Here is a 14,356-nt window from a genome sequence, read left to right as displayed (position 1 = left end):
ACCCGCATAGTGTAGCGGAACCGCGCCAGCAAGGCCAAATCCCCCGTTCAGGTTGAACAAGCGACTCCCGACGTGTCCATGCCTCCCCGGCGCCCGTAGCAATTCGTAGCGGCCGGCCCCAGCCGGACGACCTTGGCGAGCGACCACATCAGCATCATTCGGATGGTTTATGTTCGTTCTGCGGCACTGCGACTTGGCATGACCACGCATTTGGTTACACTCGAAACCTATTTACTGCGATTCCGGATATCCCACCCATGAAGCTTGGTTCTTTGAAGGAAGGCGGCCGCGACGGCACCCTGATCGTGGTCTCGCGCGACCTGCGCCATGGCGTGCGCGCCACCGGGATCGCCGCCACGCTGCAGCAGGCGCTGGAAGACTGGAGCCACCTGGCGCCGCGCCTGAACGCGTTGTACGAGTCGCTCAATGACGGCAGCGCCGATGGCGTGTTCGACATCGACCTGCAGGCACTGGCCGCGCCGCTGCCGCGCGCCTACGAATTCGTCGATGGCAGCGCTTACCTGCCGCATGTAGAGCGCGTGCGCCGCGCCCGTGGCGCCGAAGTGCCGGAAAGCTTCTACACCGACCCGCTGATGTACCAGGCCACCAGCGCCGGGTTCCATGGCCCGCGCGATGCCGTGAAGGTGATCAGCGAGGAGTACGGCATCGACCTGGAAGCCGAGCTGGTGGTCATCACCGATGACGTGCCGATGGCGGTCACCGCCGAGCAGGCCGCCGGCCATATCCAGCTGGTCGGCCTGGTCAACGACGTCTCGCTGCGCAACCTGATCCCGGGCGAGCTGGCCAAGGGCTTCGGCTTTCTGCAGTCCAAGCCGCGTTCGGCGCTGTCGCCGGTGTTCGTCACGCCCGATGAGCTGGGCGACGCCTGGCAGGACAGCAAGGTGCACCTGCCGCTGGTCACCCACGTCAACGGCGTCTGGTTCGGCGCGCCGGAAGCGGGCGTGGACATGCAGTTCAACTTCGCCCAGCTGGTCGCGCACGCGGCCAAGACCCGCCCGCTGGGCGCCGGTGCCATCGTCGGCTCGGGCACCATCGCCAACGAGGACACCAGCAAGGGGGCTTCCTGCTTTGCCGAGCAGCGCACCGTGGAAACCCTGCGCGACGGCAAGCCGAGCACGCCGTTCATGTCGTTCGGCGACGTGGTCCGCATTGAAATGTTCGACGCCGCCGGCGAGAGCATCTTTGGCGCCATCGAACAGCGTATCGAACAGGCAGCACGGCCCTGAACACCCCGGCCGACCGCATCGAGCTGTTCAGCTACTGGCGCTCCAGCGCGGCCTACCGCGTGCGCATCGGTCTGAACCTCAAGGGCCTGGAACACCAGATCACCCCGGTGCACCTGGTCCGCGACGGCGGCCAGCAGCACAGCGAAGGGTATGCCGCGCTCAACCCGCAGGAGCTGGTGCCTACCCTGGTGCATGGGGACCTGGTGCTGCACCAGTCGATGGCGATCCTGGAGTACCTCGACGAGGTGTTTCCGGAGCCGCCGCTGCTGCCCGACGATGCCCCGGGCCGCGCCCGCGTGCGTGCGCTGGCACAGCTGGTGGCATGCGACCTGCACCCGCTCAACAACCTGCGCGTGATGCAGTTCTTCAGCGATACCTGGAACGTGCCGCAGACCGAGCGTGAGGACTGGCCCCGGCACTGGATGCAGGTCGGCTTCGATGCGATGGAACGGCTGCTGGTCGAGTCGGTGGACACCGGGCGCTTCTGCCACGGCGACACGCCGACCCTGGCCGATTGCTGCCTGGTGCCGCAGCTGTTCAACGCCCGCCGCTTCAACGTGGATCTGGGCCCGTACCCGACCCTGGTGCGGATCGACGAGGCGTGCCTGGCCTTGCCGGCGTTCGATGCGGCGCGGCCTGAAAACCAGGTGGATTGCGCGGGGTGATGGGCGGCTTCGGCGCCGTTAAACGTCGGGTAGTTGGCCGCAATGGGTAACCGTACCGCGTTCGGACGCTTGTGCCGCGCTGCGCGCGGTTTCCGGCCAACGGCCGGGGCTACGAACCGTTACGAGCCCATTGGGATCGGGATCAATCGACCGAAGGCTTCGGATACCGGTAGCGCCGGCCGTTGGCCGGCCCAGGCGGTTCCAAGCCGCTTGGCGCCCGTTGCCGGGCGCCGATTCCGTCAGAACCCGTGCGTGATCGCCGCCGGGGTCGCCGCCGAATAATCCGCGTACGGGTCGTGCTCGCCGCTGCCGCCTTCGGACAGGCGGAACTTCAGGGCCAGGCCATCGCGCGAATCGGCCGCACGAAGGGCTTCTTCCTGCTCGATGATGCCGCCCTTGGCCATGCGGAACAGGCACTGGTCGAAACTCTCCATGCCTTCTTCCAGCGAGGCTTCCATCGCCGGCTTGATCTCGTGCACCTGGCCGCGGCGCAGCAGGTCGCGGATCATCGGTGTGTTGATCAACACTTCGGTGGCCGGCAGGCGGCGCCCATCCTGGCCCTTGACCAGGCGCTGGGAAATCACCGCGCGCAGGTTCAGCGAGAGGTTCATCAGCACGTTGCGGTGCGCGCTCTCGGGGAAGAAGTTGAGGATGCGCTCGATGGTCTGGTCGGCGTTGTTGGAGTGCAGCGTGGCCAGGCACAGGTGACCGGTTTCGGCGAAGGCGATGGCCGCCTCCATCGTTTCCGAATCGAGGATTTCGCCGATCAGGATCACGTCCGGCGCTTCACGCATCGCGTTCTTCAGCGCGTTGTGGAAGGCGTGGGTATCCAGCCCGACCTCGCGCTGGTTGACGATCGACATCTTGTGCTTGTGCAGGTACTCGATCGGGTCCTCGATGGTGAGGATGTGCCCGGTCGTGGTGCTGTTGCGGTGGTCGATCATCGACGCCAGCGAGGTCGACTTGCCCGAGCCGGTCGAGCCCACCACCAGCACCAGCCCGCGCGGGGTCATGATGACGTCCTTGAGGACCTGGGGCAGGTTGAGCTCTTCGATGCTGGGAATCTTGCTGCGGATGGCACGGATCACCATGCCGACCTCGCCGCGCTGCTTGAACACGTTGACGCGGAAGCGTCCCGCATCCGGGAGGGCGATGGCCATGTTGAGCTCAAGGTCGCGTTCGAACTGGGGCACCTGGCCCTCGTCCATCAGCGAATAGGCGATTTTCTTGACCATCCCGGGCGGCAGCCCGGTATTGCCCAGCGGGTACAGCTTGCCTTCGATCTTGATGTACACCGGGGCGCCGGTGGTCAAGAACATGTCCGAAGCGTTCTTTTCGGTCATCAGCTTCAGGAAATAGCCGATATCCATGCGAAATGTTTCCCCAACAATCGGCGACATGCCATTGCAAGCACGCCGCAGGCTTCCGACAATGGCCGCGCACCTACTTCAGGCGAACGGCACCCCCAATGAATCCTAGCTTCGCACAAATGCGGCGTACCCCGTATGTAGTTTTGACGAGTTGCGTGATGGCGTGCGCATTCGCACTGGCCGGGCCGGCCCTGGCCCAGGACGGCGCGCTCGAGCTCATGCAGGCCCGCCAGGCCGTGGACAAGGCCACCCAGGCCGACGCCGACCAGTACGCCCCGGACCTGATCGCCGTGGCCCGCCAGGGCCTGGAACAGGCCCAGGCCGCAGCGGGCGACCGCCGCGAGCGCAAGAACGCCCCGGCCCTGGCCGTGCGCGCCACCGCCGATGCCGACCTGGCCCGCGCCCGCAGCGAGGAGGCCACCGCCACGGCCCAGTTGCAGCTGCGCCGCAACGAGGTGACCCAGCTCGAACGCCAGCTCGCCGGGGAGGACCGCCGATGAAGGCCGCTGCCCTGCGCATCCAGCCCCTGCTGCTGGCCATCGGCCTGGCCCTGTCGCCGCTGGCCGGCGCCGCCGAAGACCCGGCCGTGGCCCAGCTCACCCAGCGCCTGATGGCCATCCAGGCCAACCCGGATGCCGCCGAACTGGCCGCCTACGAGCGCCTGCAGGCCCAGCAGGCCATCGCCGCGCTGGCCAATGCCAAGCGCCGCGACCTCGACCAGGCCCGCTACCTGGCCGACCGCCGGGTCGAAATCGCCGAAACCAGCGTGCGCGCCGCCCTGGCCAAGCGCGAAGTGGCCACGCTCGAGCGCACCCGCAGCGACCTGCTGATCGAAGCCAGCCGCCGCGACGCCCAGCGTGCCCGCCAGGAAAGCGAGCGGCTGCGCGTGCAGGCCCAGATCCAGGCCGAGGAGTCCGAACGCCTGCGCCTGGCCGCCGAAACCGAGGCGCTGGCCCGCCAGGACGCCGAAACCGCGCTGACCAGCGTGGCCGGCAAGCAGACCGCGCGGCTGAGCGCGGCCCAGCAGAACGCGGCCAAGCTGGCCCGGGAAGAGGCCGAACTGGTCTCGGGCAACAAGCTGCCGGGGTCGAAGTTCGACAGCCGCGGCGAGGTGTTCACCTTCGCCGGCGATGCCTTTGCCAGTGGCAAGGGTGCGCTCTCGGGCGGGGCCAAGGGCCAGGCCAAGGCGCTGGCCGAGTATCTCAACATCGGCAAGAAGGGCCGGGTCCGGATCGAGGCCTACGATGCCGCCGCCGGGGTAGGGCAGCAGCGTGCCGAAGCCCTGCGCGATGCCCTGGTGGGGGCCGGCGTGAGCGCCAGCCGCCTGCAGGTCAGCGGGAAGAAGGCGGCGGCCACCAAGGCGCGGTCGGCCGAGGTCATCATCGCGCCGTAAAAGGGCCCGATCGTCGACATCGCTGGCAGGTCACGACCGTTGGTCGTGACCCGGGCCAAAACCGACGCAACCCCCTGTTTTCGTTTAAATTTCGTTGAACTGCGCGTTCAGCCTGAACCTCCACTGGCGCCCGCCAGCGATTTCAAACGAAACCCTTGAACCGGCCCTTGGGCAGGCGTAGGGTCGATTGTCCGGGTGGCCTTCCGCGACCCGGACGATTGGAGGGCCGGGCCGATGCATCGAGGGCACGAACCAGAGCAGTCTGCAGGCCGGGCAATCCCGGTCGTGCGCCTGGGCTGTGCCGTGATCGCGGTGGATGCCGGCGCTCCTCCCGAAGCAACGCCCCGTGCCTTACCGGCCGGGGCGTTCTTGTTTGTGCTGTAGACGCGATAGGAGGTTCATCATGTTTGAAGGTCAGCCCCAGAGTGAAATCGACGCACGCCGCAAGAGCGATCCGGAATTCAAAGAGCTTTACGAACGGCACCAGAAGTTGAACAAGAAGTGTATGGATGCCGCGTTGGGCGTGAATCCGGTAGGCGACCTCACTCTGGGCCAGTTGAAGCGTGAGAAGCTTCTCACCAAGCAGCGCCTGCTGCGCATGTACGAGTCTTCCTCCCCCGTGCACTAAGGCCTGATCGTGCCGGCCCACGCCCGGCACCTGCCGCTGAACCTGCCGGCCCAGCGCCGGCACCGCCAAACGCCGCGGGCGGCGTCCGTCTCCTCGTCGACGGGCGCCGTCCGCGTCGCTCTTTCAGGGCCAGGCACGCATGGCGTGTCTCTACCATCTGTCGGATAATCGGGGGTCCGGCCGCCCTGCGGCGCGAATCGATGTGACCCGATGGCAATCCACTCCTCCGTACTCGACCTCATTGGCAAGACCCCGATCGTCAAGGCCCAGCGCCTGGACACCGGTGTCTGCGAGCTGTACCTGAAGCTCGAAAGCGCCAATCCCGGGGGTTCCATCAAGGACCGCATCGGCCTGTCGATGATCGAGGCGGCGGAACAGCGCGGCGATCTCAAGCCGGGTGCGACGCTGGTGGAAGGCACTGCGGGCAATACCGGCCTGGGCCTGGCCCTGGTCGCCCAGCAGAAGGGGTACAAGCTCATCCTGGTCGTACCGGACAAGATGAGCCGCGAAAAGATCTTCAACCTCAAGGCGATGGGCGCCGAAGTACGGCTGACCCGTTCGGACGTGGCCAAGGGCCACCCCGAGTACTACCAGGACATGGCCAAGCGCGTGGCCGAGGAAACCCCCGGCGCGTACTTCATCAACCAGTTCGGCAACCCGGACAACCCGGCCGCGCACGAATTCGGCACCGGCCCGGAAATCCTGGAACAGATGGACGGCGACCTGGATGCCATCGTGTTCGGCTGCGGCAGCTCCGGCACCATGACCGGCCTGTCGCGCGCCTTCTCCACCCTGTCGCCGAAGACCGAGCTGGTGCTGGCCGACCCGGTTGGCTCGATCCTGGCCGAATACATCAATGACGGCGTGCTCAACGACAAGTCCGGCAGCTGGCTGGTGGAAGGCATCGGCGAGGACTTCCTGCCCTCGATCGCCGATTTCAGCCGGGTCACCAAGGCCTATGCCATCACCGACGCCGAAAGCTTCCACACCGCGCGCGAGCTGCTGGGCAAGGAAGGCGTGCTCGGCGGCTCTTCCACCGGCACCCTGCTGGCGGCCGCGCTGAAGTACTGCAAGGAGCAGACCACCCCCAAGAAGGTGCTGGTGCTGGTCTGCGACACCGGTAACAAGTACCTCTCCAAGATGTACAACGACTACTGGATGCTGGACAACGGCTTCCTGGAGCGCCCGCAGACCGGCGACCTGCGCGACCTGATCCTGCGCCCGTACGGCCAGCGCGACACCGTGGTGATCGGCCCGAACGACCTGCTGACCACCGCTTACCAGCGCATGAAACTGTATGACGTGTCGCAGCTGCCGGTGATGGATGGCGACCAGCTGGTCGGCATCGTCGACGAAAGCGACGTCCTGCTGCACGTGTACGGGGACGAGTCGCGGTTCCGCGACAAGGTCTCCACCGCCATGGTCAGCAAGCTGGACCGGCTGGACGTGAAATCGCCGATCGAAGCCCTGCTGCCGGTGTTCGACCGCGGCCAGGTGGCCATCATCATGGATGGTGGCAGCTTCCTGGGGCTGATTACCCGGATCGACCTGCTGAACTACCTGCGTCGTCGCGTCCAATAAGGGCGCGATGGCCGACGTTCGGCTCTGAACCTGCGTTTATTAGCGTCAACGGCTGATTAAGCCGGCGCTGATAGACTTCCGCTCCATTTAGTGTGGGCCCCGTTGGGGCTCTCAATCGCTGGGAACCCCATGTCCGATCCTGCAGCCTCCGGGCACTCCAAGCGCCAGCTCGCTCTCGCCACGCTCGCCATCCATGGTGGGCAGTCGCCCGACCCGAGCACCGGCGCGGTGATGCCGCCGATCTACGCCACCTCCACCTACGCCCAGTCCAGCCCCGGCGAACATCAGGGCTTCGAGTACTCGCGTACGCACAACCCGACCCGGTTCGCCTATGAGCGCTGCGTGGCCTCGCTGGAGGGCGGCAGCCGCGGCTACGCCTTCGCTTCGGGCATGGCCGCCACCTCCACGGTGATGGAGCTGCTGGATGCCGGCAGCCACGTGGTGGCGATGGATGACATCTACGGCGGCACCTTCCGCCTGTTCGAGCGCGTGCGCAAGCGCACCGCCGGGCTGCAGTTCGGCTTCGTCGACCTGACCGACCTGGCCGCCTTCGAAGCGGCAATCACGCCTCAGACGAAGATGGTCTGGATCGAAACCCCGACCAACCCGATGCTGAAGATCGTGGACATCGCCGCGGTCGCCGCCATCGCCAAGCGCCATGGCCTGATCGTGGTGGTGGACAACACCTTCGCCTCGCCGATGCTGCAGCGCCCGCTGGAACTGGGCGCGGACCTGGTCCTGCACTCGGCTACCAAGTACCTCAACGGCCATTCGGACATGGTCGGCGGCATGGTGGTGGTGGGCGACAACGCCGAGCTGGCCGAGCAGATGGCCTTCCTGCAGAACTCCATCGGGGGTGTGCAGGGTCCGTTCGACAGCTTCCTGGCCCTGCGTGGCCTGAAGACCCTGCCGCTGCGCATGAAGGCGCACTGCGCCAATGCGCTGGCCCTGGCCCAGTGGCTGGAAAAGCACCCGGCCGTGGAAAAGGTGATCTATCCCGGCCTGACTTCGCACCCGCAGCACGAACTGGCCACGCGCCAGATGAACGGCTACGGCGGCATCGTGTCGATCGTGCTCAAGGGCGGATTCGAGGCGGCCAAGCGGTTCTGCGAGAAGACCGAACTGTTCACCCTGGCCGAGTCGCTGGGCGGGGTGGAGAGCTTGGTGAACCATCCCGCGGTGATGACCCATGCGTCCATCCCGGTGGAGCGCCGCGAGCAGCTGGGCATCAGCGATGCGCTGGTGCGGTTGAGCGTGGGCGTGGAGGAACTGGGGGATCTGCAGGTGGATCTGGAAGCGGCATTGAACTGAGATGAGCAGCATGAAGCTGACCGGGACGTCGGTAAGCGTGTTGAATCAGGATATGGGAGTTGGAATCTGATGACGGGTGCATTGCTCAGGAGCCTGGAGCTTTTCTGGGCGCTTTCAAAGCGTGAGGTCGCGTCGCGCTTCAAGGGGTCGTATGGCGGCCTTTCGTGGTATGTCATCCAGAACCTGCTTCTGTTGACCCTGTATTCATTCGTGTTTGGCACGTTGTTCAAGAGCCGCTGGTCCTCGGGCGATCATATCCAGGGCAATTTCACCATCGCCCTGTTCATTGGTCTGATCGTGTTCAACACGTTCGCAGAGTGCATCACGCGTGCGCCGACGTTGATCCTGGCGAACGCGAACTATGTGAAGAAGGTGGTCTTTCCGCTTGAGGTGCTGCCTGCGGTCACGTTGGCAACGGCGCTCTTCAATGCCGTCATCGCGTTCCTGGTGTTGATCGTGGTCGCGTTCATCCTCAAGGCCCCGCTGCACTGGGAGGGCTTGTGGATTCCGGTGATCATGGCCCCGCTGGTTCTGTTCACGCTGGGCGCTGCGTGGTTCCTTGCCGCGCTGGGCACCTATATCCGCGACATCAACCAGATGGTCACCTTGCTGATCAGTGCCTTCATGTTCCTTTCCCCGCTGTTCTACCAGATCACGGCATTGCCCAAGGCGGTACAGACATGGGTGATGTTCAATCCACTCACCATTCCGATGCAGGAAAGCCGGGGTGCCTTGATGTTCGGCGAAACGCCGGACTTCGGGCTGCTGTCGATCTACCTGGGCGTGGCGATCCTGGCTGCGGTGTCGGGTTATTCCTTCTTCCAGAAGGCGCGCGGAGGCTTTGCTGATGTCCTCTGAAGAAATCTCGATCCGCGCCAGCGGCGTATCCAAGTGCTACCACATGTACGACAAGCCGGTTCACCGCTTGTGGCAGTCGGTGCTTGGCTCGCGCAAGCGCCTGTACCGCGAATTCTGGGCCCTGCAGAACGTCGATTTCGCGATCGCCAAAGGCACCACCTTCGGCGTGATCGGCAAGAACGGCTCGGGCAAGTCGACCCTGCTGCAGATTGTCTGTGGGACGCTTGAGGCGACCACCGGCACGGTGGAGAGGACCGGCAAGGTGGCCGCGCTGCTGGAGCTGGGTGCCGGCTTCAATCCGGAATTCACCGGGCGCCAGAATGCGATCCTCAGCGGTGGTATCTATGGCCTGACCACGGCGGAGATCACCGAGCGGTTGCCTTCGATCATCGAGTTCGCGGAAATCGGCGAGTTCATCGATCGGCCGGTCAAGACCTACTCCAGCGGCATGTTCGTGCGCCTGGCCTTCTCCGTCATCACCCATGTCGACGCCGACATCCTGGTCATCGACGAGGCGCTGGCGGTGGGCGACGCGCAGTTCACCCAGAAGTGCATGCGCTGGCTGCGCGAATTCAAGGCGCGTGGCACCCTGGTCTTCGTCAGCCACGACAGCGGCGCGGTGCGAAGCCTTTGCGACCAGGCCATGTGGATCGACCACGGCCACGTGATGGCCATTGGTGATGCCAAATCCGTTACCGAAAAGTACCTGGCCTCGCTGTTCAACCAGTCCCAGGCCGCGCCGGCTGCCGACCACGCCGTGCGCGATGTGCTCGGCGCCGCCGATTGGCGTGACCAGCGCAAGAGCATGATCAATGCCAGTGGCCTGCGAAATGACATCCAGGTCTTCCACTTCGATCCGCAGGGCGCCTCGTTCGGCGTCGGCGGCGTGAAGTTGACCCAGGTAGTGCTGGAGGACAGCGAGCAGCGCCCGCTGTCGTGGGTGGTGGGTGGGGAGATGGTTTCGCTGGTCATCCAGGCGCGGGCGAGCGCCGAGATCGCCCAGCCGATTGTCGGCTTCTTCCTCAAGGACAAGCATGGCCAGACCCTGTTCGGCGACAACACCTACCTGACCTACCTGGATTCGCCTCCGGGCGTCAACCGCGACCAGGTCTTCCGCGCCGTGTTCACTTTCCCGATGCCGGTGCTGCCGGTGGGCGACTACGCTTTCGACGTGGCCATTGCCAGCGGCACCCAGGTGGACCACCAGCAGTTGTACTGGGGCCACGATGTGCTGATCGTGCGCTCGGTTTCCACCAGCGTCTCGACCGGCCTGGTCGGTGTTCCGATGCTTGAGATCGGTATCGAGGTGGGCTCCGATGAGCATTGAAGAACGGCAGTCGCCGTATGATTACGCCTTCGACCCCGATGGTGGGAGTACCGCCGCGCGGATCGCCAGGCTGGTCGGTGTGGACCACCGGGTACTGGAGCTGGGGTGCGGCTACGGCGTGATTTCCCGGCAGCTCAGCCAGGCCCAGCGGTGCCGGGTGACGGGCGTGGAGATCGACGCCGCCAGCGCCGAACGCGCGCGGCCGTGGCTGGACCGCCTGTACGTAGGCAACCTTGAGGATCAGCAGTGGCAGGCGGCAGTTGCCGATGCCTATGATGTCATCGTCTCGGCCGACGTGATCGAGCACCTGCGGGATCCGGAAGAAACGCTGCGCCAGCTGGTTCCGATGCTGGCACCGGGCGGACAGGTGGTCATTTCCTTCCCCAATGCCGGGCATGCCGGCATCATTGCCGCGCTTCTTGCCGGGCGGTTCGATTACACGCCTACGGGCCTGCTGGACGAGACGCACCTGCGTTTCTTCACCTGGAATTCGATGGAGCGCATGCTCAATCGCGTCGGTCTGGAGGTCACCCATCGCGAAACGGTGGATGCCGGCGGCTGGCACGAGCAGTTCACCGAGTACTGGCAGGTGCTTCCGGAGCCTCCTCTTTGAGGGTCCTTTTCAACGGACACCCCACGGCGAACGTTTTCCAGTATGTGCTGAAGGCGCGCGTAAGCGCGGCGCCGAGGATTCTCGACGTTCCAGATGAAGCGGCACTGCAAGCCTGGCGCGACGCGGCCGCCGCCTGCTGAAGCCGGACGCCGGTGGCCATCGCCGCGGGCGTCCCGCCGATGACCAGACATGAATGACCCCTCCTGATCCAGCGTTCTCGGAATTCCTTATGCCGGCTCCCGACGTTAGCGTCATCATTCCCTCGTACAACCACGCCCGCTTCATCGAAGAAGCGGCGCGTTCGGTGCTGTCCCAGGAGGACGTGCAGGTTGAACTGATCGTCATCGATGACGGCTCATCGGATGACTCGGTGGAACGCATGCAGCGGTTGGCAGCGGAAGATGCACGCGTCAGCGTGCACACCCAGCCCAATGGCGGTTCGCATTCGGCGATCAACCATGGGCTCTCGCGGGCCACCGCCCCGTGGCTGGCCATTCTCAATTCGGATGACATCTGGCATCCCAGCCGCCTGAAGCGGATGCTGGCGGCCGCGGAAGAAAGCGGTGACAACTTCCTGTTCAGCGACTCCCAGCTGATCGATGCCGACGGTGCCGAGATCAACGATGCGGCGCATTGGTGGAACTTCAGCACCGAACGCATGCGCGAGCGCGTGCGGACGCATGGTGTGGCCGATGGACTGCTGTACGGCAACCTGACCGTTTCAACGTCCAATTTCCTGTTCCGTCGAGAGCTCCTGACGAAGGTGGGAACGTTCCATCGTTTCCGTTACAACCTGGACTGGGATTATGTGCTGCGCTGCGTAGACGAAAAGGGCGTGCGCGTCGGGTTCGTCGACGAGCGTCTGCTTCGCTATCGCCTGCACGGCAACAACGCGATCCTGAGCGGCATGCCCGGCGCGGCGGTCGAAGCGCAGCTGATCACCCGGCAGGTATACAGGCGCCGCCTGCGCGCCCCGGAAAGCCTGCTGCTGAGCCACCACCGGCACGACCGGCTGCTGCGCCGCTACCTGCAGGGGCAGATCCGCAACTATCGTGCTTCGTTCGAGGCCGTGGAAGAAGATCGCGACGGCCTGGCTGCGCTGATCAACCAGCGCCAGGAGATGGTCGAGGCCGAGCGCGCCGAAGCCAAACGGGTGCAGGCACAGTACCGGGCGGAGCTGCAGGCATGCGAAGCGGGCGCCGCCAGCACCCAGGCAGCGCTCCAGGCGGAAATCCTGGCCAAGGAGCAGCAGAGTGAGCTCCAGGAGCAGGCGCTGCGGGAGCAGTCCGAGCGCGAACTGGCCGCCCTGCGTGAGCGCACCGAAGGCGAGCTGGCCAGCCAACGCGAGCATGCCGAAGGCGAACTGGCCAGCCAGCGCGAGCACGCCGAGCGGGAACTGACGAGCCAGCGCGAGCGCTCGGAGCAGGCGCTGCTGGAGCAGCGCGAAGCGGCTGGACGGGAGCTGCGGGCCGTGGTGGTCGAGAGCCTCGAAGTGCAGGCGCAGCTGCAGCGGTCCTATGCGTCGGGCATCCACGCGCGGGTGCAGCGCGACCAGGCCCGGTGCCGTGAAGTGCGGATGCTGGATCACCTGGAGGGGCGCGACCGGGTCGGTCGGCCGCCTGACAGTCGATCGCGCGCCTTCATCCAGCGGGTCATGCGCGCAGTGCGCAGCCAGCGCCGGATCAATGAATCCATCAATTTCCTCTCGGGCGGCATGCCGGTGGGCAGCGTGCGCGTGCTTCCCCGCGACCCGATGCCGATGGCCCCGATGGAGCCGAGAATCGCCGCGCACCTGCATGTCTATTATCTGGATCTTGCGCCGGAGCTGATCGCCGATGCGCTTCGCATTCCGGGTCTGGAGCGGGTTGTGATCACCGGGCCGTGGAGCCGGGAGGACATGGCCCAGGCACTGGTCCCCATTGTGGACCGGGGTATCGACCTGCGCGTGCTGGTCGTACCCAATCGCGGCAAGGACGTCGGCGGACTGGTCGCGGCCATTCAGCAAGGCGCCCTGCTGGATTCGGATCTTGTGCTGAAACTGCACTCCAAGAAGAGTCATAATGCCGAGACATATTTCCAGGCTATTTCCGCATTGTTTGGTACCGAAATCCGCGATGGTGAGCAATGGCGGCGTGAGCTGATCCAGCCGCTCGCCGGCAGCGCATGGCAGATCAATACGATTCTCAAGCTGTTCAATGATGATCCGGCGATCGGCATGGTCGGCGCGCGTCCATTCATCACCAATGTCGGTGATGCCAATGCCGCCCTCAGCCAGGCAGTGTATGAAAGGTTCGGCGTGCCCCAGGGCCTGCCGTTCGTAGCGGGAACGATGTTCTGGGTACGCAGTTCGGTGCTCAGGCCGCTGCTGGACCGGCTCAGCCTTGACGAGTTCAGTCTGGATAGCCGGGAAGTTGAAGGAGGGCTGGAGCACATCATGGAGCGCCTGCTGGGCGCCCTGGTGCTGGCTGATGGATATGACGTCTATGGAGTTGACGTATGAGTTCGCTGTGCAACAAGACCGTGCCGGTCTTCATTATCTCGTTCAACCGGGTGGCCTATATCCGCCAGGTGATCGATCGACTGGAGTCGCTGGATTTCCAGAACATCACCATTATTGACAATGCGTCGACCTACGAGCCCCTGAAGGATTATCTCGGGCAGTCGCCGCACAATGTCGTGCGCTTGACCGAAAACCTTGGCCACCTGGCTTTGTGGAAGTCGGGTCGGTTCCAGAAGATCATCGAGCGTGAGAAGTTCATCCTCAATGACAGCGACGTGGTTCCCGCCGACGATTGCCCTGCCGACATCACCAGCCATCTCGACGAGATGCTGGAACGCTACCCGCGCCATACCAAGGCTGGCCTGTCGCTGCGGATCAACGATCTTCCCGACCACTATGCATTCAAACAGGAAGTGCTGGAGTGGGAGGCGCCGTTCTGGGTGAATCTCCTCGATGACGGCAACTACGAGAGCGCCCTGGACACCACCTTCGCGTTGTATCGGCCGGGCGTGGACTGCTCGGAGGAGCGCTGGTGGCGATCGATCCGGGCAGCGCCTCCCTATTCGGCACTGCACCTTCCCTGGTACCAGGACACCTCCGTGATGAGCGAGGAGGACCGGTTCTACCAGCGTGCCGTGGCCGGCATCTCCAGCCAGTGGAGCATCACCGATCCGGTCCTGCTGAAGAAGCAGAACACCGAGCTGCAGCATGAAATCGCCGCGCTCAAGCGTACAATCAGCGAGCTCCGTGGCCAGTCCATGCCAGTGGGCTCCCCGGCGTGGCGCAATACCGTCCGGACCACTCTTGGCGCCACCGGCCTGCTGCCGCTGGTGCGCCGCCTTCGCGACACTATGAAGAAGTGA

At 64.9% G+C, this 14,356-nt stretch carries 13 protein-coding genes; 12 read left to right on the top strand and 1 reads right to left on the bottom strand.

Translation table 11 applies throughout. The annotated features are described in order from the left end of the window. Positions 1–257 precede the first annotated feature (257 nt). Together QE395_RS15840 and maiA are read left to right on the top strand one after the other, a co-directional pair. Positions 258–1,247 carry a fumarylacetoacetate hydrolase family protein gene (locus QE395_RS15840; protein WP_095364264.1) on the top strand — a complete coding sequence of 330 codons (990 nt, stop codon included), beginning with the start codon at positions 258–260 and terminating at the stop codon, positions 1,245–1,247. Continuing rightward, positions 1,244–1,912 carry a maleylacetoacetate isomerase gene (gene maiA / locus QE395_RS15835; RefSeq protein WP_306990545.1) on the top strand — a complete coding sequence of 223 codons (669 nt, stop codon included), beginning with the start codon at positions 1,244–1,246 and terminating at the stop codon, positions 1,910–1,912. Before QE395_RS15840 ends, maiA begins: the two co-directional genes overlap by 4 nt. A gap of 239 nt (positions 1,913–2,151) precedes the next feature. On the opposite strand, the gene QE395_RS15830 is transcribed toward maiA, so the two are convergent. Continuing rightward, positions 2,152–3,282, bottom strand: coding sequence for a PilT/PilU family type 4a pilus ATPase (locus QE395_RS15830; protein WP_068849022.1), 1,131 nt, complete (start codon positions 3,280–3,282; stop codon positions 2,152–2,154). Between the two features lie 98 nt (positions 3,283–3,380). On the opposite strand from QE395_RS15830, the gene QE395_RS15825 reads away from it, so the two are divergent. The 10 genes from QE395_RS15825 (at position 3,381) to QE395_RS15780 (ending at position 14,356) form a co-directional block, all read left to right on the top strand. Continuing rightward, on the top strand, positions 3,381–3,782 hold the full coding sequence (locus QE395_RS15825) for a DUF4398 domain-containing protein (RefSeq protein WP_093532893.1): 402 nt from the start codon (positions 3,381–3,383) through the stop codon (positions 3,780–3,782). Further along, complete coding sequence (locus QE395_RS15820; RefSeq protein ID WP_095364263.1) at positions 3,779–4,675, top strand: hypothetical protein; 897 nt, start codon at positions 3,779–3,781, stop codon at positions 4,673–4,675. The genes QE395_RS15825 and QE395_RS15820 overlap by 4 nt, the downstream gene beginning before the upstream one ends. A 403-nt stretch (positions 4,676–5,078) precedes the next feature. Continuing rightward, the gene (locus QE395_RS15815) at positions 5,079–5,303 is read left to right on the top strand and encodes a YdcH family protein (protein ID WP_068849028.1); all 225 of its coding nucleotides are present in this window, start codon (positions 5,079–5,081) and stop codon (positions 5,301–5,303) included. 210 nt (positions 5,304–5,513) lie between these two features. Next, positions 5,514–6,884: a pyridoxal-phosphate dependent enzyme gene (locus QE395_RS15810; RefSeq protein WP_068849030.1), complete on the top strand. Its 1,371-nt coding sequence runs from the start codon at positions 5,514–5,516 to the stop codon at positions 6,882–6,884. A 129-nt stretch (positions 6,885–7,013) separates the two neighbouring features. Next, complete coding sequence (locus QE395_RS15805) at positions 7,014–8,195, top strand: cystathionine gamma-synthase (protein ID WP_095364262.1); 1,182 nt, start codon at positions 7,014–7,016, stop codon at positions 8,193–8,195. Positions 8,196–8,264: 69 nt separating this feature from the next. After that, positions 8,265–9,053, top strand: a complete 789-nt coding sequence (locus QE395_RS15800; RefSeq protein ID WP_068849034.1) for an ABC transporter permease — start codon at positions 8,265–8,267, stop codon at positions 9,051–9,053. Continuing rightward, positions 9,043–10,380: an ABC transporter ATP-binding protein gene (locus QE395_RS15795; RefSeq protein WP_095364261.1), complete on the top strand. Its 1,338-nt coding sequence runs from the start codon at positions 9,043–9,045 to the stop codon at positions 10,378–10,380. Before QE395_RS15800 ends, QE395_RS15795 begins: the two co-directional genes overlap by 11 nt. Further along, positions 10,370–10,993, top strand: coding sequence for a class I SAM-dependent methyltransferase (locus QE395_RS15790; protein ID WP_306989893.1), 624 nt, complete (start codon positions 10,370–10,372; stop codon positions 10,991–10,993). Before QE395_RS15795 ends, QE395_RS15790 begins: the two co-directional genes overlap by 11 nt. 229 nt (positions 10,994–11,222) lie before the next feature. Further along, positions 11,223–13,493: a glycosyltransferase gene (locus tag QE395_RS15785; RefSeq protein ID WP_306989892.1), complete on the top strand. Its 2,271-nt coding sequence runs from the start codon at positions 11,223–11,225 to the stop codon at positions 13,491–13,493. After that, on the top strand, positions 13,490–14,356 hold the full coding sequence (locus QE395_RS15780; protein WP_068849040.1) for a hypothetical protein: 867 nt from the start codon (positions 13,490–13,492) through the stop codon (positions 14,354–14,356). The genes QE395_RS15785 and QE395_RS15780 overlap by 4 nt, the downstream gene beginning before the upstream one ends.

It is taken from the genome of Stenotrophomonas sp. SORGH_AS_0282 (assembly GCF_030818125.1).
Taxonomy (GTDB): domain Bacteria; phylum Pseudomonadota; class Gammaproteobacteria; order Xanthomonadales; family Xanthomonadaceae; genus Stenotrophomonas; species Stenotrophomonas rhizophila_A.
This window is presented reverse-complemented; position numbering and strand designations above follow the sequence as displayed.

Excerpts from the sequence above, each read along its gene's own strand:
- QE395_RS15840 (WP_095364264.1), top strand. The coding sequence starts at position 258 with ATGAAGCTTGGTTCTTTGAAGGAAGGCGGCCGCGACGGCACCCTGATC.
- QE395_RS15830 (WP_068849022.1), bottom strand. The coding sequence starts at position 3,282 with ATGGATATCGGCTATTTCCTGAAGCTGATGACCGAAAAGAACGCTTCG.
- QE395_RS15825 (WP_093532893.1), top strand. The coding sequence starts at position 3,381 with ATGAATCCTAGCTTCGCACAAATGCGGCGTACCCCGTATGTAGTTTTG.
- QE395_RS15820 (WP_095364263.1), top strand. The coding sequence starts at position 3,779 with ATGAAGGCCGCTGCCCTGCGCATCCAGCCCCTGCTGCTGGCCATCGGC.
- QE395_RS15815 (WP_068849028.1), top strand. The coding sequence starts at position 5,079 with ATGTTTGAAGGTCAGCCCCAGAGTGAAATCGACGCACGCCGCAAGAGC.
- QE395_RS15810 (WP_068849030.1), top strand. The coding sequence starts at position 5,514 with ATGGCAATCCACTCCTCCGTACTCGACCTCATTGGCAAGACCCCGATC.
- QE395_RS15805 (WP_095364262.1), top strand. The coding sequence starts at position 7,014 with ATGTCCGATCCTGCAGCCTCCGGGCACTCCAAGCGCCAGCTCGCTCTC.
- QE395_RS15800 (WP_068849034.1), top strand. The coding sequence starts at position 8,265 with ATGACGGGTGCATTGCTCAGGAGCCTGGAGCTTTTCTGGGCGCTTTCA.
- QE395_RS15795 (WP_095364261.1), top strand. The coding sequence starts at position 9,043 with ATGTCCTCTGAAGAAATCTCGATCCGCGCCAGCGGCGTATCCAAGTGC.
- QE395_RS15790 (WP_306989893.1), top strand. The coding sequence starts at position 10,370 with ATGAGCATTGAAGAACGGCAGTCGCCGTATGATTACGCCTTCGACCCC.
- QE395_RS15785 (WP_306989892.1), top strand. The coding sequence starts at position 11,223 with ATGCCGGCTCCCGACGTTAGCGTCATCATTCCCTCGTACAACCACGCC.
- QE395_RS15780 (WP_068849040.1), top strand. The coding sequence starts at position 13,490 with ATGAGTTCGCTGTGCAACAAGACCGTGCCGGTCTTCATTATCTCGTTC.